Below are 21,074 nucleotides of genomic sequence, written 5' to 3'. Positions count from 1 at the left end.
ATTACCGACTATCCCTGATGGCGGTTTCCAGCGCGTGTCACTCCGGGACCGGCTCGTACTCGCGCATCCGGTCGATGCGCACGCCGTTGGCGGTGTCGGCCTCGCGCTCGATCATGATCTCCACCAGCACCGGCCGCGAGGTGCGGTCGGCCTCCTTGCGCGCCCACTCCAGCGCCGGGCGGATCTCGTCGGGCTCCACCACCCGCGTGCCCGCGCAGCCGTACGCCTCCATGATCTTGACGTTGTCGGTGCCGTAGGCGTCGTAGTGGATGTCCACCTCGTACTTCATGCCGTAGCCGCCGTGGTCCTCGGCCATCCGGATCAGCCCGAGGTACTCGTTGTTGATCATGATGAGCACGAACGGCACGTCGTACTGCGCCGCCACCGCCAGCTCCTCCACCAGGAACTGGAAGCCGTAGTCGCCGACGATGCCGACGACCTCGGCGTCCGGGTCGCTCTTGGCCAGCGCCGTCTTGACGCCGATCGCCGCCGGGATCTCCCAGCCCAGCGGCCCCGCCTGCCCGCACACCTGGTAGTGCCGGGGCTTGGGGGCCTTCTGGTGCTGGCCGCCCCAGATCTGGTAGAGCCCGATCGCCGTCACGAAGTAGGTGTCGGCCGAGTAGAACTCGTTGATCTCCTTGTAGACGCGCGGGGCCTTGATCGGCACGTCGTCGAAGTCCTCGCGGCGGGTCAGCGTCGCCTTGAGCTCCTGGACGCGGGCCGTCCACGCGCCCGGCTCGCCGCGCACGCCGCGTTCCCGCGCCAGGTCGATGATCGCGCGCAGGAACAGCCGCGTGTCGGACACGACGCCGAGGTCCGGACCGAACACCTTGCCGATCTGCGTCGGCTCGATGTCCACGTGGATGAACGTCCGGTCGCCCTGGTAGACGTCGAGCTGCCCGGTGTGCCGGTCGCCGAACCGCGCGCCCAGCGCGAGCACGAGGTCGGACTCCAGGAACGAGGCGTTGCCGTAGCGCTGCGACGTCTGGATGCCGGTCATGCCCGCGTACAGCGGGTGGTCCTCGTCGATCGCGCCCTTGCCCATCAGCGTGGCCTGCACCGGGATCTGGAGCAGCTCGGCCAGCTCGACCAGCTCGGCGTGCGCGTCGGCGAGGATCACGCCGCCGCCCGCCAGGATGAGCGGCCGCTCGGCGGCCAGCAGCAGGTCCAGGGCGCGCTCGACGCGCGGCCGGTGCGGCTCGACGGGCGTGATCGGCAGCGGCGCGTCGATCGAGGCGTCCCACTCGATCTCCTGCTTCTGCACGTCGATCGGCAGGTCGATCAGCACCGGGCCGGGCCGCCCCGACTTCGCCCGCCGGAACGCCTCGCGGAAGATCCACGGGGCCTGCGCGGCCTCCTTGACCTGCACCGCCCACTTGGTGACGGGCTTGGCGATCTCCACGATGTCCACCGCCTGGAACGCCTCCTGGTGCAGCTTGCTGGAGGCGGCCTGGCCGGTGATGACCAGGATCGGGACCGAGTCGGCGTGCGCGGTGTACAGGCCGGTGATCATGTTGGTGCCGGCCGGGCCCGAGGTGCCGATCGCCACGCCGACCTTGCCGGTGGTGCGCGACCACCCGTCGGCCATGTGGGTGGCGCCCTCCTCGTGCCGGACGATCAGGTGCGCGATGCCGCCGTCGGTCTCCATCGCCTTGTACAGCGGCAGGATCGCGGCACCGGGGCAGCCGTAGGCGATGTCGACGCCCTCGGACTTGAGGACCTCGACGACCGCCTGCATGACGGGGATCTTCGCCATGATGGAATGTCCCTTCTGGGGCGGACGGCCGGCCTCCTGGTTGGAGTTGGCGCTCGGTCGGGGACCGGCCGTCCGTTCTGGGTTGGGAGGGTCTAGGAGGCGCGGCCGGACAGGTCTTCGACGACCTTCAGCAGCGCGGAGTGGTCGAGCGGGCCGTGCCCCTGGGCGCGGGCGGCGGCGATGAGCTGGGCGACCTGCGCGGTCATCGGCAGCGCCACGTCGGCGGAGCGGGCGGCGGCGGTCGCGATGCCCATGTCCTTGTGGTGCAGGTCGATGCGGAACCCCGGCTGGAACTGACGCGCCAGCATCGAGTCGCGCTTGAGGTCGAGGATGCGGGAGGCGGCGAGGCCCCCGGCGATCACGTCGAGCCCGGCCTTGGCGTCCACGCCCGCGGCCTCCATCAGCACGATCGCCTCGGCGACCAGCGCGTAGGTGCCGCCGACGATGAGCTGGTTGGCGGCCTTGACGTACTGGCCCGCGCCGTTGCCGCCGACCAGCTCGAACGTCTTGCCGACGACCTCGAAGACGGGCCGTGCGGCGGCGAAGTCCTCCGCCGCCCCGCCGACCATGATGGACAGGACCGCGTCCACCGCGCCCTTCTCGCCACCGCTGACCGGCGCGTCGAGCACGCGCAGCCCGCGTTCCCTCCCGGCCGCGGCGACCTTCGCGGAGGTCTCGGGCTTGATGGTGGAGAAGTCGATGTAGAGGGTGCCGGGCTTGGCGTTGTCGAGCAGGCCGCCGTAGAAGACCTCCTCGACGTGCTCGTCCTGCGGCAACATCGTGATGACGATCTCGGCGGCGGCGACGGCCTCGGCGATGTCGGCGGCGGCGGTCCCGCCCGCCGCGACCAGCGCGTCCAGCCCCTTGGGCAGCACGTCGTACCCGACGACCTGGTGCCCGGCGCGGGCGAGGTGGGCGGCCATGGGCGCGCCCATGATCCCGAGCCCGATGAAGGCGATGTTGCTCATGCGTGGTCCTCCAACCACTGGAACTCCTGGGCGGACGGACCCTGCGGCTTGTACTCCAGCGAGATCCAGCCCGCGTAGCCGATGCCGTCCAGCACGCCGAACAGCGCGGTGAAGTCGATGCCGCCGGTGCCGGGACGGCCCCGGCCGGGGACGTCGGCGATCTGCACGTGGCCGATGTCGGCGGCGTGGGCGCGGGCGACCTTGTCGAGATCGTCGCCGTTGCTGACGAGGTGGAAGCTGTCGAACAGGAAGCGGACGTTCTGGACGCCCTCGGCGCGCACCCGCTCCACGACCGCGACCGCATCCTCGGCGGTCTCCAGCGGGTACGCGCCGTTCAGGCCGCGTGCGAGCGGCTCGACCAGCACGGTCCCGCCGAACGCGCCGACCTGGCGGGCGGCGTAGGCGAGGTTCTGGACGGCGACGCGGTCCTGCTCCTCCGTCGAGACGCCGTCGAGCCGCTGCCCGTAAAGAGCGTTGAACGCTCGGACGCCCGTGCGCTCCGCGATCTTGACCAGCACCGCGACGCTGTCGCGGAACTCGGTCGCGCGCGCCGGGTCCGACAACACGCCCCGCTCCCCCGCCGGCATGTCCCCGGCGTAGAAGTTGAGGCCGATGAGCTGGACGCCCGCGTCCGCGATCGCCGCGCAGAACGCATCCACCTCGGCGTCGGACGGCACGGCCGCCTCGGGCCACGGCCACCAGAACTCCACGGCGTCGAACCCCGCCGCCTTCGCCGCCGCCGGGCGCTCCAGCAGCGGAAGCTCGGTGAACAGGATGGAGCAGTTGACCGCGTACCTGCGCGTCACGCCGCCTCCTTCGTTCGTCGGTAGGCGTCCCAGCCGCCGTACTCGGTGATGTCGGTCAGCCTCGCGTACGAGGTGTGCGGGCGGCGCAGCAGCATCGCCAGCGACGAGGACCCGTCGGCGAGCTCGATCACGCCGAGCTCCAGCTCGGGCGGCTCGGCGGGCAGCAGCCGGTCGCGCAGGACGTCCATCGGGACGTCGAACACCTCGCCGGACACCGCCACGCCGCCGTGCGCGACGGGCGAGAGGGCGGGGCACTGGTCCCCGACCGAGTAGAAGCGGTACCGGGGCGCGGTGGTGGTCGTGGCCACCAGCGGCGCGCCGTCGAGCAGGTGATGCAGCGGTCCCCCGCGCATCGCCCCGCCGTTCAGAAAGATGAGCGGCATGGAAACGTGTCCTTTCCTCCAGGTCTAGGCCACCGCTGACGCGGAAGCCGATCGATCGTGGTGGATAGGCCCGTTGGTCTGCCCCAGGGGCAGCGCGGTACCTCCGCGGCGCGCGGCGACGAACTCCGCCGCGATCGCCACGGCCGTCTCCTCGGGGGTGCGGGCCCCGAGGTCGAGTCCGATCGGGGAGCGCAGCCGCGCCAGTTCCCGGTCGGACAACCCGGTTCGACGAAGCCGGGCGAGCCTGTCGTCGTGCGTGCGCCGCGAGCCCATCGCGCCGACGTAGGCGACGGGCAGCCGCAGCGCGACCTCCAGCAGGGGGACGTCGAACTTGGCGTCGTGGGTGAGCACGCAGATGACGGTGCGGCCGTCCACCGCGCCCCGCTCGGCCTGCGCCGCCAGGTAGCGGTGCGGCCAGTCCACGACCACCTCGTCGGCGGCGGGAAAGCGCGCGGGCGTCGCGAAGACCGGCCGCGCGTCGCAGACGGTGACGCGGTAGCCGAGGAACTTGCCGACCCCGGCGACGGCCGTCGCGTAGTCGATCGCGCCGAACACCAGCAGGCGGGGCGCGGGCGCGTAGGAGCAGACGAACACGTCCAGGTCCTCGCGGCAGCGGACCGAGATGGAGCCGGTCCTGCCGCCGTCCAGCATCGCGCGGGCCTCGCCGATGACGGCCTGGTCCACGTCGGCGAAGCCGGTGGTGCCGTCGTGGCGGTCCGGCCAGACGGCCAGGATCCCTTGTGCGGGCGGCATGACCTGCACCACCGCCACCTGCTCGTCGCGTGAGATCGCCGCCAGCGCCGCGTCCGGCACCGGGCCCGGCCGCACCAGGACCTCGATGGTCCCGCCGCAGGTCAGGCCGACCGCGAACGCGTCGTCGTCGCTGTAGCCGAAGCTCTCGCGCACCGTTTCCCCGGTGCGCAGCGCCTCGCGGCACAACTCGTACACCGCGCCCTCGACGCAACCGCCGGACACGCTGCCCACGGCCTCGCCGTCGGCGGCGACCGCCATGGCCGCGCCGGGCCGCCGGGGGGCGCTGCCCCCGACCGCCACGACGGTGGCGACGGCGTACGCGGTCCCGGCGTCGTGCCAGGCGCGGAGCCGGTCGGCGATCTCACGCATGGAGCCTCCTAGTTGATCCCTAGCGCCTTCTCGATCGGGTGCAGCGCGAAGTAGACGACGAACACCGCCGACAGCACGTACAGCAGCCAGTGGATCTGGCCGAGCTTGCCGCGGGCCAGCTTGATGACGGTGTAGGCCAGCACGCCGGCCGCGACGCCGACGGTGATGGAGTAGGTGAACGGCATCAGCACGATGGTCAGGAAGGCCGGGACCGCGATGTCCAGGTCGTCCCAGTCGATCTTGCGGACATGGGTCATCATCAGCGCGCCGACCAGCACCAGCGCGGGCGCGGCGGCGCCGACCGGCACCACCCCGGCCAGCGGGGTGAAGAAGATCAGCGCGGTGAGCAGGCCGCCGGTCACCACGCTGGCGAGGCCGGTGCGGGCGCCCTCGGCGACGCCCGCCGCCGACTCCACGACCGCGGTGTTGGCCGAGCCGTTGATGCCGCCGCCGATGATCGCGCCGAAGCCGTCCACGGTGAGGATCTTGGAGAGGCCGGGCAGCTTGCCGTCCTCGTCCAGCATCTTCGCCTCCTCGCAGACGCCGAGGATGGTGCCCATCGCGTCGAAGAAGCCCGACAACACCAGCGTGAACAGCACCACCGAGGCGGTCACCATCCCGGCCCGCTCGAACCCGCCGATCAGGTCGAACTCAAAAAGCAGGTCGAACTTCGGGCTCGCCACGACCGAGTCGGGCAGCTTCGGCTCCACCGGCCCCCACGTCTTGGGGTCGATCTTGGCGACCGAGTTGACGACCACGGCCACGACGGTCGCGGCCACGATGCCGATCAGCATCGCGCCCGGCACCCGCCGCACGAACAACACCAGCATCAGGATCAGGCCGACGCAGAACACCAGCACCGGCCAGCCCGCCAGCTTCCCGAACACCCCGAGCGTGACGGGGGTGGCGGCGGTGGCGTGGTGCCCGACGAACCCGGCGTCCACCAGGCCGATCAGCGCGATGAACCCGCCGATGCCGACGCCGATGGCCTGCTTGAGCGCCAGCGGGATCGCGTCCATGATCAGCTGCCGGACGCCGGTGACGGCGAACAGCACGATGACCACGCCCTCCAGCACCACCAGGCCCATCGCCTGCGGCCAGGTCATGTGCGGGGCGGCCTGGAACACCACGATCGGCGTGACGCCGAGCCCGGCGGCCATCGCCAGCGGCGCGTTGCCGACCAGGCCCATCAGCAGGGTGGACAGGCCCGCCGACAGCGCGACCATCGTGGTGAGCTGGGCGGGGTCCAGGGTGGCGCCGGTGACGTCCTTGGCGTCACCGATGATCAGGGGGATGAGGACGACCAGGTAGGCCATCGCGAAGAAGGTGGTGACGCCGCCGCGCACCTCGCGGGCGACGGTGGTGCCCCGGCCGGACAGGTCGAAGAACCGGTCCAGCGGTGATCGGGGTCCCGCCGAGGGGTCGGGGGCCGGGGACTGGGGCGGTGGGGCTTGGGTCTCGGTCACGGTTCGTGCCCTCCTTCAGGGCGCGATCGGCCCGCGGGCGGGCCGGTGGGGCCCGTCCGTTCGGTTCGATCGGTGCGGTTGTGGGGTCTGTCCCGCCGTCCCCCAAGCACACGGCCGGGCTGCCCCTGTTGATCAACTGCTGAAACCGGAGGCTGGCCCGGGACGGCTCTCCTCCGTCACCGTCCCGGGCCCGGGTGGAACGCGCCTGGTCAGGCGATGATGTGCTCCGGGCGGACCGGCACTCGGGTGAGCGCTTTGCCGGTGGCGTCGCGGATGGCCGCGACGACGGCCGGCGTCGAGGAGAGCGTGGGTGGCTCTCCGGCCCCCCGCAGCCCGTATGGGGCGTCGGGGTCGGGGTTTTCGAGGATGTCGAGCCGCATGGGCGGCATGTCGAGGATGGTCGGGATGAGGTAGTCGGTGAAGGAGGGGTTGCGGACCAGGCCGCCGGTCACCACGATCTCCTCCATCACCGCGAGGCCGAGGCCCTGCGCGGAGCCGCCGTGGATCTGGCCCTCCAGCGACAGCCGGTTGAGGATCTTGCCGACGTCCTGGACGGCGGCCATCTCCACGACCTTGACCAGGCCGAGGTCCACGTCGACGTCCACCACGGCGCGGTGCACGCACAGCGCGAGCTGGGTGTGGCTGTCGCCCTGGCCCGTCACGGGGTCCATGCCGGTGGTCGGGCGGTGGTGGTACTTGCGGGTCTCCTCGATGACGTCCTCGCCGAGGACCTCCTCGACCGAGGCCAGCACCCCGGCCGACCGCGAGACGACCTTGCCGCCGACCACGCTCAGGTCGTCGGCCCCGCGGTCGTCCATACGGTGGCCGAGCTTGCGGCGGGCCATGGCCAGCAGCTCGGCGCGCACGGCCTCGCTGGCGGTCTTGACCGCGCCGCCGGTCATGTAGGACTGGCGGGACGCGCTGGAGGACCCGGCGCTGTCGATGGTGTTGTCGGCGGGCGCGATCGTCACCCGCTGGATGCCCAGCTCGGTGCGCGCGATCTGCGCCTTCAGGGTGACCAGGCCCTGGCCGACCTCGGCGGCGGCGGTGTGCACCAGCGCGGTGGCCTCGCCGCCGATCACCTCCAGCCGGACGCGGGCGGTGGAGTAGTCGTCGAAGCCCTCGGAGAAGCAGATGTTCTTGATGCCGACGCCGTAGCCGACGCCGCGCACCACGCCCTCGCCGTGGGTGGTCTGGGACGCGCCGCCGGGCAGGTTGCGGATGTCGGTCGTGTCGGCGGCGGGCGGCAGCGGCATCGCCTCGGCCCGCGCCAGCATCTCCGCCAGCGGCGCGGGCGCGGTGATGACCTGGCCGGTGGCGAGCTTGGAACCCTGGCTGACGGCGTTGCGCTGCCGGGCCTGGACGGGGGTGATCCCGCAGGCGGCGGCGAGCTTGTCCATCATCGACTCGTAGGCGAAGCACGCCTGCACCGCGCCGAAGCCGCGCATCGCGCCGCAGGGCGGGTTGTTGGTGAACACCCCCCACGCGTCGATCTTGATGTTGGGGATCTCGTAGGGGCCGACGCCGAGCGAGGCGGCGTTGCCGGTGACGTTCTGCGTGGAGGAGGTGTACGCGCCGCCGTCGAGGATGATCTCGACGTCCGCGTAGACGAGCTTGCCGTCCTTCGTCGCGCCGTACTCGTAGCGCATCTGCGCCGGGTGGCGGTGCACGTGGCCGAAGAACGACTCGTACCGGTTGTAGGACATCTTCACCGGCTTGCCGGTGTGCAGTGCCAGCATCCCGGCGTGGATCTGCATGGACAGGTCCTCGCGGCCGCCGAACGCGCCGCCGACCCCGGCCATCGTCATGTGGATCTGCTCCTCGGCCAGGCCGAGGCAGGGCGCGATCTGCATGAGGTCGTTGTGGATCCACTGGGTGGACACGTACATGTCCAGCCCGCCGTCCTCGGTGGGCACGGCGAGGCCCGACTCCGGGCCCAGGAACGCCTGGTCCTGGATGCCGACCTCGTACTCGCCCGACACGACGACCTCGGCCTGCGCGCGGGCCGCGTCCACGTCGCCGACGCGGACCGGCTGGTGGCGGGTGATGCCGCCGCGCTCCTGGACCTTGAGGCGCTCGGGGTCGGCGACCACCGCGCGCGGGTCGGTGATCGGCTCCAGGACCTCCCACTCGATGGCGATCTTCTCCATCGCGCGGCGGGCGATCTCGGGGTGGTCGGCGGCGACCAGGGCGATGGGCTCGCCCTGGTGGCGGACCTCGCCGATGGCCAGGACGGGCTGGTCCTCGGTCTCGTCGAGGCCGAACATCTTGTTGCCCGGCACGTCCTCGTGGGTGAGGACGGCGTGCACGCCGGCGGTGGCGAGGGCCGGGCCGATGTCGATGGACACGATCCTGGCGCGGGGGTGCGGGCTGCGGAGCGTCGCGCCCCAGAGCATCCCGTCCATCCACAGGTCGGAGGAGTAGGCGAACTCCCCCGCGACCTTGAGGGTGCCGTCGGGGCGCAGCGGGCTGTCGCCGACGCCGCCCTGGCCGGGGGCGGCGACGCGTCCCGGGGTCTTGATCGGTGTGGCCATGGCTAGAGGACCTCCTCGGCGAGCTTCATGAGGCGGCGGTGGGCGTCGGCGCCGCGCCGGCCGACCTCGTCCTGCGGGACGGTCACCAGCTCGTCGTCGCGCACCACGGTCCTGCCGCCGACCAGCAGCCGGGCCAGCGGCGGGGTCGCGCCGTAGGCGAACGCGACCACGGGGTCGGCGACGGCGGCGTGGAAGCCGTCCACCCGCCACAGCGCGATGTCGGCGAGCTTGCCGGCCTCGATGGAGCCGATCTCGTTCTCGCGGCCCAGGCACCTCGCGCCGCCCAGCGTGCCGATCTCCAGGGCCTGGCGGGCGGTGAGCGCGGTCGGGCCGTACCGGGCGCGCTGCATGTACATCGCCTGCCGGACCTCCCCGGCGAGCGGCACCAGCTCGGCCGACGCCGAGCCGTCCACGCCGAGGCCGACGGGCGCGCCCGCCTTGAGCAGGTCGGAGACGCGGGCGATGCCCGCGCCGAGCCGGGCGTTGGAGCTGGGGCAGTGCGCGGTGCCGGTGCCGGTCTCGGCGAGCCGCTTGATGTCGGTGTCGTGCAGGTGGACGCAGTGCGCGAGCCAGACGTCGGGGCCGAGGTAGCCGATGGTGTCCATGTACTCGACCGGCGTCATGCCGAACTGCTGGAGGGTGTGCTCCTCCTCGTCGAGGGTCTCGGCGAGGTGGGTGTGCAGCCGCACGCCCTTGGCGCGGGCCAGCTCGGCGGACCGGACCATCAGCTCCTTGCTGACCGAGAACGGCGAGCAGGGCGCGACGGCGATCCGGAGCATCGAGCCGAACGAGTCGTCGTGGTAGCGGTCGATGGCCGCCTCGGTCTCGGCGAGGATCGTGTCGATGTCCTCGACGACCTCGTCCGGCGGCAGGCCGCCCTGCGACTGGCCCCGGTCCATCGAGCCCCGGCAGGGCTGGAAGCGCACGCCCAGCTCGGCGGCGGCCTCGATCTCGGCGGCGAACAGGTCGCCGCGCCCCTTGGGGAAGATGTAGTGGTGGTCGGTGGAGGTGGTGCAGCCGGACTTGGCGAGCCAGCCGAGCCCGGCGCTGGCGGCCCCGGCCACGACCTCGGCGTCCATCTTCGACCACGGCCGGTAGAGCGCCACCAGCCACTCGAACAGGGTGTTGTCCTTGGCGAGGCCCTGGCTGGCCCACTGGTAGAGGTGGTGGTGGGTGTTGACCAGGCCGGGGGTGGCGAGGCAGCCGGTGCCGTCGATGCGCTCGGCGCCCTCGATCCGGGGGGCCGGGCCGGGGCCGACGGCCGTGATCTTGTCGCCCTCGACGACGATGTGGCCGCCGGGGAACTCCGCGCCGGAGACCGTCACCACGTAGGCGTTCTCGATGATCCGCTTCACAGTGCTCATTGCCTCGCCTCCGCTCGGCGGCTCGCCGGCGTCTGACGCGCCGTCTTCCCTCGTCGCAGGCTCCTCAGTCCAGACGACGCGCGCCGGCTCACTGGGCCGCCGCCTTCCGGCTCGCGGCCAGGCGCACGGCGTCGAGGATCTTCTCGTAGCCGGTGCAGCGGCACAGGTTGCCCGCCAGCGCCTCGCGGATCTCGGCGTCCGACGGGTCGGGCACGCGGTTGATCAGGTCGTGCGACTGGACGATCAGGCCCGGCGTACAGAACCCGCACTGCACCGCGCCCGCCTCCACGAACGCCTCCTGCACGGGGTCGAGCTGCTGGTCGGAGCCGGTGGAGCCCTGCGCCAGGCCCTCCACGGTGCGGACCTCGCGGCCCTCGACCTGCCCGGCCGCCACCAGGCACGAGCACGCCGGGACGCCGTCCAGGTAGACGGTGCACGAGCCGCATTCGCCCTGCTCGCAGGCGTTCTTGGAGCCGGGCAGCCCCATCCGCTCCCGCAGGACGTACAGGAGGCTCTCGCCCTCCCAGACGTCGTCCACGGTCTCCTTGGAGCCGTTGACGGTGAAGTTCACGCGCATGTCAGGAAGCCTCCTTTCCGGCCTTCGCGCCGTCGCGGTAGTCGTTCCATGCCCAGGTGAGGGTGCGGCGCGCCATCACCGACAGGGCGTGCCTGCGGTAGTCGGCGGTGCCGCGCACGTCGTCGATCGGGGACGCGGCCCGCTTGACCAGCTCGCCGAACTCCTTGGCCGCCGAGATCGACAGCGGGCCGCGGCCCTCCCAGTCGAGTTCGGCGCTGAGGAAGTCCTCGGCGGCGGTGGCGCGGCGCGGGGTGGGCGCGGCCGAGCCGACGCCGGTGCCGACGCGGCGGCGCCCGGGGTGCAGCGCGATCGCGAACGAGCAGACCGCGATCACCATGGCGTTCCGGGTGCCGATCTTGGAGAAGTACTGCGGGCCGGGGGCCGGGTCGGTCCAGAACGCGCGGATCAGCTCGTCCGGCTCCAGCGCGTTGCGCTTCACGCCGGTGTAGAACTCGGTGGCCGGGATCATCCGGACGCCGCGCGCGGCCGACGCCACCTCGATCTCGGCGTCCCCGGCGATCAGCGGCGGGTGGCTGTCCCCGGCCGGGGAGGCCGCGCCGAGGTTGCCGCCGACGGTGCCGCGGTTGCGGATCTGCGGGGAGCCGACGGTGCGCGACGCCTGGGCGAGGCCGGGCAGCCGGTCCCCCAGCTCCTCGATCAGCCGGACGTAGGGGACGCCCGCGCCGACGCGCAGCCGCCCGTCCACCACGTCCCACTCGGCCAGCTCGCGGACCGGGTTGAGGTCCAGCAGCGCGGCGGGCCGGTGCAGATCGAAGTTGATCTCGACCATGACGTCGGTGCCGCCCTGGACGGGCAGCGCGTCGGGCTGCCCGGCCTTGGCCGCCAGCGCGTCTTCCCAGGTCGTGGGGCGCAGGAAGTCCATATCTCTAGAATCCCTCAGATCCAGGCCGACGGGGAGTCGGGGGCGTCGTCGGTGAGGACCGAGCCCTCGATCAGCCCGTAGGGGCGGTCGGCGGCGTAGAAGACCTCGTTGTCGTTGTCCATGCCGAAGGCGGCCATGTCCACCAGGAAGTGGTGCTTGTTCGGCATCGCGAGCCGCACCTCGCAGACCTCGCGGCGCTCGTTCAGCACGCGGCGGCCCATCTGGTACAACGTCTGCTGGAGCGACAGGCTGTAGGTCTCGGCGAACGCCTCCAGCAGGCAGCGGCGCGCGTCCCGGTAGGAACGTCCGAAGGACGAGTCGGTGCCCCGGTGCCGCCACTGGGCGGTGACCTCGGTGGCGAGGATGCGGTCGTTGGTGGGCTGGAGGGTGGTGAACTCGTCCTCGATGTAGCCGTGGAACTCGCTGCCGGTGGAGTTCAGCACCACCAGGTTCTTCAGGCCCGACACCACCGACTCCGCGCCGTCGCTGCCGTCGCTGTGGACCAGCGCGGTGCGGGTCTCGGTGCCCGCCCGGACGAACGAGTGCTGCTTGTCGCGCAGCCCGAGGTGGGGGGCGTCCTCCACCGGGATGCGCTCCCAGGAGTACTCCTCGACCTCCACGCGGGCGTGGTGGATGGTCGGCTGGGAGTCCACGAAGTGCCGGGCGAGCAGCAGCGCGAACTCCTCGATCTCCCCGACGCCGTACTTCTTGGCGAAGGCGAAGACGGTGTTCTTCTGGGTGTCGGTGGGCAGCACCGCGCCGTTGTCGCCGGTCAGATGGACCTCGTCCATGTCGCCCGACAGCGAGACGCTGACGTTGCAGTCCTTGATGCGGTGGACCCCGCCGTCCCTGGTGACGCGGACGACGCGCGTCTCCGCCTTGCCGTAGCGGTTGGGGCCGAGAACGATGGCCATCTGGGCTTAGCTCCCTCGGTAGGTCGAGTAGGCGAACGGGCTCAGCAGCAGCGGCACGTGGTGGTGCTGCGCCGCGTCGGTGATCGTGAAGACGACCGCGACCTCGGGGTAGAAGTCCGACAGGCCGGCGGTGTCGAAGGTGAGCCGCCAGGTGCCGGGGCCGATCTCGGCGCCCCAGTCCTTGATCCGGCCGTCGTCGTCGGTGCCGGCCTGCGCCACCTGGGTCCAGCCGCCGTCGTGCCGGTCGAGCCGGACGGCGAGGCCGGGGGCGGGGCGGCCCCGGGCGGCGTCCAGCACGTGCGTCGAGAGCGACATCTACTTCCCTTCGGCGGCGGTGCGGAGCTTGTCCAGCCGGATGGCGACGATCTTGGCCAGCTCGGCGCGGACCACCGGGCGCTCGGCGTCGGCGTCGTGGCTCAGCCGCTCTTGCAGGGCGGCGAGCATCTGACCGGCGCTGAGGCCGGTGGCGCAGATCAGGAAGACGTGGCCGAAACGGTCCTCGTAGGCGCGGTTCCCGTCGGCCAGGGCCTGCCTGGTGGCGGCCTCGGCGTCGTTGACGCCGGACTGCTCGCCGCGCGACCAGGCGGACTCGCGGTCCTGCCCGGCGGCCCGCTCCCCGATGCGGGGGTGGGCGTTCAGAGCTTCCTCCACATCGGCCCAGTCGAGATCGTCCAGGTGCTCGGCCGAGGCGGCGTGGAGGGCGTCCGCGTCGCGGTAGGGCCGTCCCGCGGCGACGGCCGCCGCCCAGCGGCGGGAGGCGCAGCAGGTGAGCAGCTCGGACTCGGCGTCCGCCGGGGGCAGCGCGTTCAGCCAGGCGATTCCGCGTCCTGTGGTCACCGGCACTCCCGCCTCCTTCGTCGTGGGGTTGCATGCAGTACACACAGCGGATCGGGGGTCGGTCGAGAGACAGGAAGTCCGAACTGTGGCCCCGGACACCGGGAACTTTTCGTGCGTTGCTCCAAGCAGGGCGGGTGTTAACCTCGCCGGGCATGAGGCTGAGTTCCCTGCTGGCCATGCCCGAACTGCGGCTGGAGGTCGTCACCGGAGGCGACGACCTCGACCGGGTGGTGCGCTGGGTCGTCACGACCGACCTGCTGGACCCGGGCCGCTACCTGAGCGGGCGCGAGCTGGTGCTGACCGGGCTGGTGTGGCGCAACGAGCCCGCCGACTCGGAGGTGTTCGTGCGGGCGCTGGCCAAGGCGGGGGTGTCGGGCCTGGCGGCCTGGGACCTGCGGGCGGGCGAGATCCCGGCCGACCTGGTGGAGGCGTGCCGGCGGCACCGGATGCCGCTGTTCCGGGTGCCGGAGGAGGTGGCGTTCGCGACGATCACCGAGACGGTCGTGCGGCACCTGTCCACGGCGCGGGCGTCGGACCTGACCGCCGTGCTGGACCGGCACCGCCAGCTCGTCGCGGGCGTGACCGAGGGCGCGGGGCTCGGCCCGGTGCTGGAGCTGGTGGGCGGCGACCTCGGGATGCGCTGCTGGGTGCTGACCCCGGCGGGCCGGGTGGTGGCGGGCTCGCACCCGCTGCCCGCGCGCGTCGACCCGGCGTCGCTGGCCCGGGTGTTCCTGACGACGCCCCGGCTGCCGCACCGGCTGCCCGCCGCCGACGTGTCGATCTTCCCGGTGGCGCCCGACACGACCTCGCGGGTCGCGGACTGGATGATCGTCTGTGAGGGGGACTGGGAGGAGTGGCCCGCCGAGCGGCGGGCGCTGACGGCGGAGCTGGCGGCGATCGTGGCGCTGGAGCGGGCCCGGCTGGACGACCGGCTGAGCGTGGAAGGGCGGCTGGCGCAGGAGCTGATCCGGCTGGTCGTGTCGGCGGCGGCGGCCGACGAGATCCTGCCGCGCCTGGAGCTGACGGGCCTGGACGTGCGGGCGACGTTCGTGACGGTCGCCGCCGCCGCGCGGGGCACGCTGCGTCCGGGCGAGCTGCGGGGCCTGCTGCGGGAGATCCTGCCCGAACGGCCGGTGGTGGGCCTGCTGGACGAGGAGGCGATCGCGCTGATCCCCGTCGAGCGCGGCCACGACATCGCGGGCGAGATCCACGAGGCGCTGCTGGCGCTGGCACCCGGCCTGGCCGGGAGCGGCCTGGCGGTGGGCGTCAGCGACATCGTGGAGGCCGGTGAGCTGCGCGGGGCCGTCGAGGAGGCCCGCTACGCGCGCCGCCTGGCCGCCGGGCGCACCGATCCGGTGTGCGTGGTGGGCCACGACGAGCTGGCGACGCACGTGCTGCTGCTGGCGAGCGTGCCCGACGACGTGCGGCACATGTTCCGCGTCCGCTTGCTGGACCCGTTGCGCACTTATGACGAGGTGCACAAGGCGGATCTGATCCGGACGCTGGAGACCTTTCTCCAGAACAGCGGATCATGGACGCGGTGCGCGGAACAATTGCATCTGCACGTGAACTCGGTGCGCTACCGGATCCAGCGGATCGAGGAGCTGACCGGCCGAAACCTGTCTCGACTGGAGGACCGGGTGGACTTCTTCCTGGCCCTCCGGCTGGGCTGAACACAGAAATTCTGGCCCCTTCATGCATTCACCTCCCGAGTTCGCAGGGCGTGCCGGGTAAGAGGAATGACGGGGGCCGCGCAGAGCAGGAAGACAACCGCGAGGATGAGCCATCCCGTCGCGGCCAGCCCGCCGACGAGGGCGGCGACCAGCGCGGGCGCGAAGGTCTGGACGACGCCGGTGAGGGCCGCGTTCAGGCCCTGGTACTCGCCCTTGCGGTCCTCGCGCATCAGGTCCATCGAGAGCTGCCACTGCCCGGCGATGAACAACAACTCGCCCGCCACGTGGACCAGCGCTGCCGCCAGGACGATCACGACGGCCAGCGCGACCGTCGGGCCGGACGCGCCGATCAGCAACACGCAGCCGACCGCCAGCAGCACCCCGGCGAGCGTCGCCGCGCGGGCGGCCCGGCCGGTGTCCTGGATGCGGACGCTGACGGGCGTCTGGAGCGCGGCGATGAGCAGGGAGCTGACCACCACGGCCAGGGCGGCGACGACGGGCCGGGCGGCGGTGTGCTCCGACACCCACAGCGGGACGCCGACCGACAACATCGCCCAGCAGAGCGACATGCCCGCGACCGGCGCCAGGACGGCGATGTAGGGCAGGTCGCGGAGGGCCTCGCCGCGCAGGCCCATCCAGCGGGCGGAACGCTCGGCGGTGGCGGCCTCGGGGACGCCGCGCAGGGTGGCGGCGGCGACGAGGAAGGTGAGGGCGTTGAAGGCGATGGCGGAGGCGTAGGCCCAGTGCGCGTCGACGCCGATGACGATCGCGCCGCCCGCCGCGCCGAGGGTGTTGGCCCCGTGGATGACGGCCCGGAGGCGGGCGAGGACGCGGATGCGGTCCGGGCCGTCGAACAGGCCCGCGACCAGCGCGTTGTTGACGCCCATGCCGACGATCTGCGCGCCGTTGAACAGCGTGGCGACGACGATGAGCCCGACCATGTCGTCCACCACGAGGAAGGCGAGGGCGGACGCGCCGCGCACGAGGTAGAGCCACAAAAGCACGCGCCGCGCGCCGTGCCGGTCGGCGACGGCCCCGATGGGCACGGCGAGGAGGAGCCCGGCGATACCGGCCACGATGAGGGCGAAGCTCATGCGTCCGGAGGAGAAGCCCAGGTCGCGGGTGAGGTAGAGGGCCCACACGGTGAACCAGACGCCGCCGCCCAGGCCGTTGACGCCGCCACCGAGCAGTAGCCGCCGTTCGACTCGACTGCAATCACTCTTCATGAGACTATGAAGTATGACCGAGGGTGGTGATGTCAAGTGATCGAGAGCGAACACACCGTCCGGCTGCTCGGCGCGCTCGCCGATCCGCTGCGCTTCGCGGTGCTGCGGCTACTGGCTCGGGAACGTGAACTTCCCGCTGGGGCGATGGCCGAACATCTGCGGGTGAGCGCGCCGCGCCTGGCCAACCATCTGGCGTTGCTGCGGGATGCGGAGCTGGTGGTGTCGCGGCGGGTGGGGCGGGCCGCGCTCTACCGGCTGACCGATCTGGAGGCGGTGGCGGCGCTGGTCCGGTCGGTGGACGCGCTGGCGGGGAACGCGGAGGCGGAGCTCCCCGGGATCACGGCGTTCGCGCGGGCTCGGACCTGCTACGACCATCTGGCCGGGCAACTGGGGGTCGTGCTGTACGAGCGCATGGTGGCGGTGGAGGCGCTGGTGCCGGGTCCGGAGGCGGAGTCACCGCTTGCTCCGGGCCCTGGCCTGGCCGCTGAACTGGCGCGTCTTGGCGTCGAGGCACCGGACGCGGGACGCCGCCACCTGGCGGTGGGCTGCCTGGACTCGACGGCGGGGACGCCGCACGTCGGAGGTGCGCTCGGGGCGGCGATCCTGCACTCGCTGAGGGAGCGCGACCTCCTGAGCGCTGGCCCGGCCGACCGGGTCCTGACCGAGTCCCCAGAAGCCGAAGCGGTGCTGGCGGGCCGCGCGTAGGCGGCCGGATCAGGCGTGGAGCAGGGTGACGGCTCGCCCCTTGGGGGTCTTGGCCTCCGTCAGGTAGGTGCGGTCGGCGGCGGGCGGGGCGGCGCGGCGGCGGTCGAAGACGACCAGGGTGCCGGTGTCGAGGCCGAGGCGGTCGAGGTAGCCGTCGAGTTGCTCCAGACCGGGCGGGACCTGGTCGCCGTTGTCGTCGGTCTGGACCTTGAGCTCGAACGCCGACCACTGCACGGCCTTGCGTCCGTCGGCTTCGAGGTAGGGCTTGCGGATGGTGAGGTCGAGGCGCTTGCGGCCCAGGGCGTACTCGCGGTCGATGAACCCGCCGCCGTTGACCACCCGCTGGAGGAACGCCATGAGGATGAGGTGGCAGGCGGCCTCGTGGTAGGTGCGCTGGGCGTCGAGGATCTCGGCGTTGGCCTTCCAGAACGCGACGAACTCGTCCAGGACCAGGGGGAGGTCGAGACGGCCGTCGGAGAGCAGGAAGGCGTGCGGATCGGCGTCGATCTGATCCAGGACCTGCTGGCTCAGGACCCGGATGATCACTTCCTGGTAGATCGGGTTGGCGACCTGGACGGGACCGGAGCGGGTCACCAGCCCCAGGTCACGCAGGTAGGACAGGTCCTCGTTGTAGGTGGTGTCCAGCGCCCGGTCCCGCCCGGCGATCATCGGCTCCAGGACGCGCTGCACCCGAGGTTCATGAAGTCGGGCGACCAGGGAGTCCAGGTGGGTGGCACGCTGGATGATCAGCCGCTCCACCGCCTGCTCCATCATCCCGTCGGTGATCGGCTGATCGAGCGGGACCCTCATCTCCTCGATGACGTCGCGGGCCAGCGCGTTGACCAACCACGGCTGACCCTGGCTGGCCTCAAAAGCTCGCTGCACGGCGTAGTCGGTGAAAACCTGCCCGGTGGCAGCAGTGTGCTGGCCGTACAACTCCGCCACGTCGGCGAAGGAGAAGTCACCGATCCGCAGCGACGCGATGCTGATGTTGAACGGACTGGACGTCCCCAACTGATTCGGATCGCCGCCGGAAGCTGCCTTGTAGTCCCGCACGTTCCGCATTCCGCACAACACCACCGAATACGGGAAGGGCGTGTTGGACGACGTGTAGCCGTCACGGAGCTGCCGCAACACGGTGACCAGGCTCCGTCCGCGCAGCGCGTCGATCTCGTCGAACAGCAGCACCAGCGGACGCGCACACTGCTGTGCCCATGCCCGCAGCCCCTGGTGAAGCAGCAGACCGGGCGACGCCTCCGGCCACTGTCGCGGCGGAAGGCACTCGACGGGCAGACCCGCATCCTCCGCCGCCGATCGCATGGCTCCGAGAATGTCCTGCTGCGCCCAGACCACATCGTCCTCGGCGGCTCCCGCGACCTCGCATGACAACCGGACCGCCGCGTATTCGCCCGTGGCGTTCAGCTCGCGAGCCATCGCCTCCAGCACCGTGGTCTTGCCGGTCTGCCGGGGCGCGTGCACCACGAAGTATTTGCCCTGCTCCACCAGCCCGCGGGCCTTCGGCAACCGGGCCAGGGGATCGAGCATGTAGTGCTTGTCCGCCTGGCACGGCCCCGTCGTATTGAATGCCTTCACTCTCCGCACACTAACGAACACGTCCGACAAACGTCGGCGGATCAGGTCACCCGCAGCGAGCCGATCACCGTGTTGATGTCCGGCCAGAGCCGCTTGTGCGTCTCGGGGATGTCGATCCACAGGTAGGAGGGACGGGGGCGGCCGGTGTCCACGATCACGACCGCCGACAGGTCCATCCGCGCGCGCACGCCCTTCTTGACGAAGCGGATCTCCCGGACGACCACCCAGCCCTTCCGGCCGCCGACCTTGATCGCTTGAGAGGCGACGTCCCGGCCGCGGGCCGTGTCGTCGAAGTTCATGCCCTGCCGGTAGTCCTGTATCGCCCCGGCCAGGGCGCGCAGCCGTCCCTTGGCGGGGGCGGCGGCCACCAGGTCGCCGTCCACGAGGCCGGAGACGAGGATCGCCTCCCAGTTCGCCTCGCTGTCGAACCTCTGCTTGCGGGAGTATCCGGAGAGCTGCGGGTCGACCTGGCGGCTGCGGCTCCAGTCACCGCCCAGCGACATGTAGGACAGGCGCGGATCGTCGTCGGTGACGCGGCCCGCGAGCGGGGAGCCCTTGCCGGGGTACCGCTTGACCGGGACCGTCCGGGTGAGGCGGGTCTCGCCGGGGAGCAGCCCGTTGCCCTGGGCCGGAACGGTGGCTCCGGGGATCGGCTTGGCGTCGAGCCTCACGTCGGCACAGAGGACGGACACGCTGTCGCCGAAGTCCGATCTCTGCTGCACGACCTTGTCGTTGACCAGAACGGTGCAGGTGACCTTGCCGGGGCCGTTGTCCGGCAGGTTCCGGATGCTCGCCGAGAAGGTGTCCTCGTAGCGGGCCACGAACGTCTTGCGCAGCGGGAGCACGGCGTTCGCGACGCGCGTGGGACCACCGTGCGGCAGGTCGTACTGGACGTCGGCGGTGCGCCGGTCACCGGTGAGCACGAAGGTCACCTTGGCCGGCCTCGTGTGCGGATCGCTCGCGACGGAGGACGGCTCGCTCGCGACGGGGGACGGCTCGGGACCGTCCGCCACCGCCAGCACCACGCCGGACACGAGCTGGACGATCAGCAGCAGCCCGCCGAACATGACCAGCAGCGGCGGGAAGTCGTGCAGCCGCCGCCGCATCTTGGGCGACAACTCGGCGCTCATGCCCGCACCTCTTCCACCGGCGGGGCGAGCACCTGGGCGGCCTCCCGGGCCTCGCGCAGGCTGTCGCGCAGCGGCTCCAGCCCGGACCGGCCGGCGAGCCCGTCGATCTCGGCGACCGCCAGCTCGTCGCGGGCGGTGCGGGAAAGGACGTCCAGGGTGTCGTCGCTCAATTCTTCCAACTCCTGGAGGGTGCGCCATTCGCGGTAGGCGGCGTCGGCGGCCCTGGTGCGGTCGGCGTACCGCTCCAGCGCCTCCACCCGCCGGGCCAAGGCGTCCGCCGAGGTCTTGAGGGCCTGGCGCTGCGGTTCCATGGCCCGCTGAACCTGCACGCTGGTCTGTTCCGCCCGCACGATGTCGACCAACTGCCGCCTGACGCGGGACAGCTCGGCCAGGGCCTGGGCGATCTCCCACTCCTGCTGGGGCAACGCGACGGCGTTGGCGGTGTCGTCGAGCAGCCCGGCGGAGTTGACCTCCGAGTCCAGCACGGTGGCGATGGCGGTCTGCGTGCGTTCCATCAGCTTCCGGGGCGAGAGGCCGAACCAGCGGTTCACCTTCTTGCCCGAGGCGAAGTCGGCTTCCAGGTAGTAGCGGCCGTGGTGCTTGCGGGCCAGCTCGGCGTGCTCGCCCTCTCCCCCGACGAAGACGAGGAGCGCGCCCCAGGAGATGAGTTGCAGGACCGTTCCAGTGATCAGGAAGAGGGTGAAGCCGCCGGACCACCAGGCCGCGACGAGCCCGAGCTGGGCGGCGGCCCCGACGGCGAGTCCGGCGGCGCCTTGGAGGAAGGGCCCGACGGCGAGGGGGAAGAAGCCGCACACGGTGGCGATGAGCATGGTCATCAGGACGTCCAGGCGTGTACGCCCGCCCCAGGAGGGTGGGGCCGGGGGCTCGTCGCCGGCGGGACGGAGCGAATCTGCGGCTTCGAGCAGCAGGAGGCGGTCGTCCGGCGGCAATGCCGGATCGACCACCGGACGCAAGGTGTTGGCCATGCTTGGAATCCCCCCAATGACGATCATCGGGATTCTGACAGAACACCTGTTACCGGACTAGAGCAAAGCCCCAGCTAGTAGCGGGATTGCGACACGCCCGCAACCTCAGGGGGTGCAGGGGGACGGAGTCCCCTTGCCGGGGGCGCGGGGG

At 71.8% G+C, this 21,074-nt stretch carries 19 protein-coding genes; 2 read left to right on the top strand and 17 right to left on the bottom strand.

The window, feature by feature from the left end:
• Positions 1 to 37 precede the first annotated feature (37 nt).
• The 13 genes from gcl to uraD all read right to left on the bottom strand — a co-directional run bounded on the left by gcl (position 38) and on the right by uraD (position 13,610).
• On the bottom strand, positions 38 to 1,756 hold the full coding sequence (gene gcl / locus AH6_RS40025; protein ID WP_067491331.1) for a glyoxylate carboligase: 1,719 nt from the start codon (positions 1,754 to 1,756) through the stop codon (positions 38 to 40).
• A 92-nt stretch (positions 1,757 to 1,848) separates the two neighbouring features.
• Complete coding sequence (locus tag AH6_RS40020) at positions 1,849 to 2,724, bottom strand: 2-hydroxy-3-oxopropionate reductase (RefSeq protein WP_067491329.1); 876 nt, start codon at positions 2,722 to 2,724, stop codon at positions 1,849 to 1,851.
• Positions 2,721 to 3,530: a hydroxypyruvate isomerase family protein gene (locus tag AH6_RS40015; protein WP_067491327.1), complete on the bottom strand. Its 810-nt coding sequence runs from the start codon at positions 3,528 to 3,530 to the stop codon at positions 2,721 to 2,723. Before AH6_RS40015 ends, AH6_RS40020 begins: the two co-directional genes overlap by 4 nt.
• Entirely contained in the window at positions 3,527 to 3,913 is a 387-nt protein-coding gene (locus tag AH6_RS40010; protein WP_067491325.1) for an allophanate hydrolase-related protein, read from the bottom strand. The genes AH6_RS40015 and AH6_RS40010 overlap by 4 nt, the downstream gene beginning before the upstream one ends.
• A 24-nt stretch (positions 3,914 to 3,937) precedes the next feature.
• The gene (locus AH6_RS40005) at positions 3,938 to 5,035 is read right to left on the bottom strand and encodes an XdhC family protein (protein ID WP_067491323.1); all 1,098 of its coding nucleotides are present in this window, start codon (positions 5,033 to 5,035) and stop codon (positions 3,938 to 3,940) included.
• Between the two features lie 8 nt (positions 5,036 to 5,043).
• Positions 5,044 to 6,501: an NCS2 family permease gene (locus tag AH6_RS40000; protein WP_067491321.1), complete on the bottom strand. Its 1,458-nt coding sequence runs from the start codon at positions 6,499 to 6,501 to the stop codon at positions 5,044 to 5,046.
• A 209-nt stretch (positions 6,502 to 6,710) separates the two neighbouring features.
• Positions 6,711 to 9,035, bottom strand: a complete 2,325-nt coding sequence (gene pucD, locus AH6_RS39995) for a xanthine dehydrogenase subunit D (protein WP_174555167.1) — start codon at positions 9,033 to 9,035, stop codon at positions 6,711 to 6,713.
• Positions 9,036 to 9,037: 2 nt separating this feature from the next.
• Positions 9,038 to 10,399, bottom strand: a complete 1,362-nt coding sequence (locus AH6_RS39990; RefSeq protein ID WP_174555166.1) for an 8-oxoguanine deaminase — start codon at positions 10,397 to 10,399, stop codon at positions 9,038 to 9,040.
• Positions 10,400 to 10,487: 88 nt separating this feature from the next.
• Positions 10,488 to 10,976, bottom strand: a complete 489-nt coding sequence (locus AH6_RS39985) for a (2Fe-2S)-binding protein (protein ID WP_067491319.1) — start codon at positions 10,974 to 10,976, stop codon at positions 10,488 to 10,490.
• Position 10,977: 1 nt separating this feature from the next.
• A complete protein-coding gene (locus AH6_RS39980; RefSeq protein WP_067491317.1) occupies positions 10,978 to 11,859 on the bottom strand; it encodes an FAD binding domain-containing protein in 882 nt (293 codons plus the stop codon).
• 14 nt (positions 11,860 to 11,873) lie between these two features.
• Positions 11,874 to 12,773: a factor-independent urate hydroxylase gene (pucL, locus tag AH6_RS39975; protein ID WP_067491315.1), complete on the bottom strand. Its 900-nt coding sequence runs from the start codon at positions 12,771 to 12,773 to the stop codon at positions 11,874 to 11,876.
• Positions 12,774 to 12,779: 6 nt separating this feature from the next.
• The gene (gene uraH / locus AH6_RS39970) at positions 12,780 to 13,088 is read right to left on the bottom strand and encodes a hydroxyisourate hydrolase (protein ID WP_067491313.1); all 309 of its coding nucleotides are present in this window, start codon (positions 13,086 to 13,088) and stop codon (positions 12,780 to 12,782) included.
• Entirely contained in the window at positions 13,089 to 13,610 is a 522-nt protein-coding gene (gene uraD, locus AH6_RS39965) for a 2-oxo-4-hydroxy-4-carboxy-5-ureidoimidazoline decarboxylase (protein ID WP_067491347.1), read from the bottom strand.
• A gap of 152 nt (positions 13,611 to 13,762) precedes the next feature.
• Here uraD and AH6_RS39960 point away from each other — a divergent pair, with 152 nt between their 5' ends.
• Complete coding sequence (locus AH6_RS39960) at positions 13,763 to 15,283, top strand: PucR family transcriptional regulator (RefSeq protein ID WP_067491311.1); 1,521 nt, start codon at positions 13,763 to 13,765, stop codon at positions 15,281 to 15,283.
• Positions 15,284 to 15,303: 20 nt separating this feature from the next.
• On the opposite strand, the gene AH6_RS39955 is transcribed toward AH6_RS39960, so the two are convergent.
• Positions 15,304 to 16,509, bottom strand: a complete 1,206-nt coding sequence (locus AH6_RS39955; protein WP_067491309.1) for an MFS transporter — start codon at positions 16,507 to 16,509, stop codon at positions 15,304 to 15,306.
• A 36-nt stretch (positions 16,510 to 16,545) separates the two neighbouring features.
• On the opposite strand from AH6_RS39955, the gene AH6_RS39950 reads away from it, so the two are divergent.
• Complete coding sequence (locus tag AH6_RS39950; protein WP_067491307.1) at positions 16,546 to 17,214, top strand: ArsR/SmtB family transcription factor; 669 nt, start codon at positions 16,546 to 16,548, stop codon at positions 17,212 to 17,214.
• Positions 17,215 to 17,223: 9 nt separating this feature from the next.
• Here AH6_RS39950 and AH6_RS39945 read toward each other — a convergent pair whose 3' ends face one another.
• The 3 genes from AH6_RS39945 to AH6_RS39935 are packed head-to-tail and all read right to left on the bottom strand — an operon-like array spanning position 17,224 to position 20,923.
• The gene (locus tag AH6_RS39945) at positions 17,224 to 18,807 is read right to left on the bottom strand and encodes an ATP-binding protein (RefSeq protein WP_218006036.1); all 1,584 of its coding nucleotides are present in this window, start codon (positions 18,805 to 18,807) and stop codon (positions 17,224 to 17,226) included.
• A gap of 41 nt (positions 18,808 to 18,848) precedes the next feature.
• Positions 18,849 to 19,937, bottom strand: a complete 1,089-nt coding sequence (locus AH6_RS39940; protein ID WP_067491303.1) for a hypothetical protein — start codon at positions 19,935 to 19,937, stop codon at positions 18,849 to 18,851.
• A complete protein-coding gene (locus AH6_RS39935) occupies positions 19,934 to 20,923 on the bottom strand; it encodes a hypothetical protein (RefSeq protein WP_067491301.1) in 990 nt (329 codons plus the stop codon). Before AH6_RS39935 ends, AH6_RS39940 begins: the two co-directional genes overlap by 4 nt.
• Positions 20,924 to 21,074: the final 151 nt, after the last annotated feature.

It is taken from the genome of Actinomadura hibisca NBRC 15177, from assembly GCF_001552635.1.
GTDB classification, from domain to species: Bacteria; Actinomycetota; Actinomycetes; order Streptosporangiales; family Streptosporangiaceae; genus Spirillospora; species Spirillospora hibisca.
The sequence above is the reverse complement of the archived record's forward strand: the minus strand, read 5'-3'. Positions and strand labels throughout refer to the sequence as shown.

Excerpts from the sequence above, each read along its gene's own strand:
- AH6_RS39980 (WP_067491317.1), bottom strand. The coding sequence starts at position 11,859 with ATGGACTTCCTGCGCCCCACGACCTGGGAAGACGCGCTGGCGGCCAAG.
- AH6_RS39990 (WP_174555166.1), bottom strand. The coding sequence starts at position 10,399 with ATGAGCACTGTGAAGCGGATCATCGAGAACGCCTACGTGGTGACGGTC.
- AH6_RS40005 (WP_067491323.1), bottom strand. The coding sequence starts at position 5,035 with ATGCGTGAGATCGCCGACCGGCTCCGCGCCTGGCACGACGCCGGGACC.
- AH6_RS40010 (WP_067491325.1), bottom strand. The coding sequence starts at position 3,913 with ATGCCGCTCATCTTTCTGAACGGCGGGGCGATGCGCGGGGGACCGCTG.
- pucL (WP_067491315.1), bottom strand. The coding sequence starts at position 12,773 with ATGGCCATCGTTCTCGGCCCCAACCGCTACGGCAAGGCGGAGACGCGC.
- AH6_RS39940 (WP_067491303.1), bottom strand. The coding sequence starts at position 19,937 with ATGAGCGCCGAGTTGTCGCCCAAGATGCGGCGGCGGCTGCACGACTTC.
- AH6_RS39935 (WP_067491301.1), bottom strand. The coding sequence starts at position 20,923 with ATGGCCAACACCTTGCGTCCGGTGGTCGATCCGGCATTGCCGCCGGAC.
- AH6_RS40020 (WP_067491329.1), bottom strand. The coding sequence starts at position 2,724 with ATGAGCAACATCGCCTTCATCGGGCTCGGGATCATGGGCGCGCCCATG.
- AH6_RS39955 (WP_067491309.1), bottom strand. The coding sequence starts at position 16,509 with ATGAAGAGTGATTGCAGTCGAGTCGAACGGCGGCTACTGCTCGGTGGC.
- AH6_RS39985 (WP_067491319.1), bottom strand. The coding sequence starts at position 10,976 with ATGCGCGTGAACTTCACCGTCAACGGCTCCAAGGAGACCGTGGACGAC.
- uraH (WP_067491313.1), bottom strand. The coding sequence starts at position 13,088 with ATGTCGCTCTCGACGCACGTGCTGGACGCCGCCCGGGGCCGCCCCGCC.
- pucD (WP_174555167.1), bottom strand. The coding sequence starts at position 9,035 with ATGGCCACACCGATCAAGACCCCGGGACGCGTCGCCGCCCCCGGCCAG.
- AH6_RS39960 (WP_067491311.1), top strand. The coding sequence starts at position 13,763 with ATGAGGCTGAGTTCCCTGCTGGCCATGCCCGAACTGCGGCTGGAGGTC.
- gcl (WP_067491331.1), bottom strand. The coding sequence starts at position 1,756 with ATGGCGAAGATCCCCGTCATGCAGGCGGTCGTCGAGGTCCTCAAGTCC.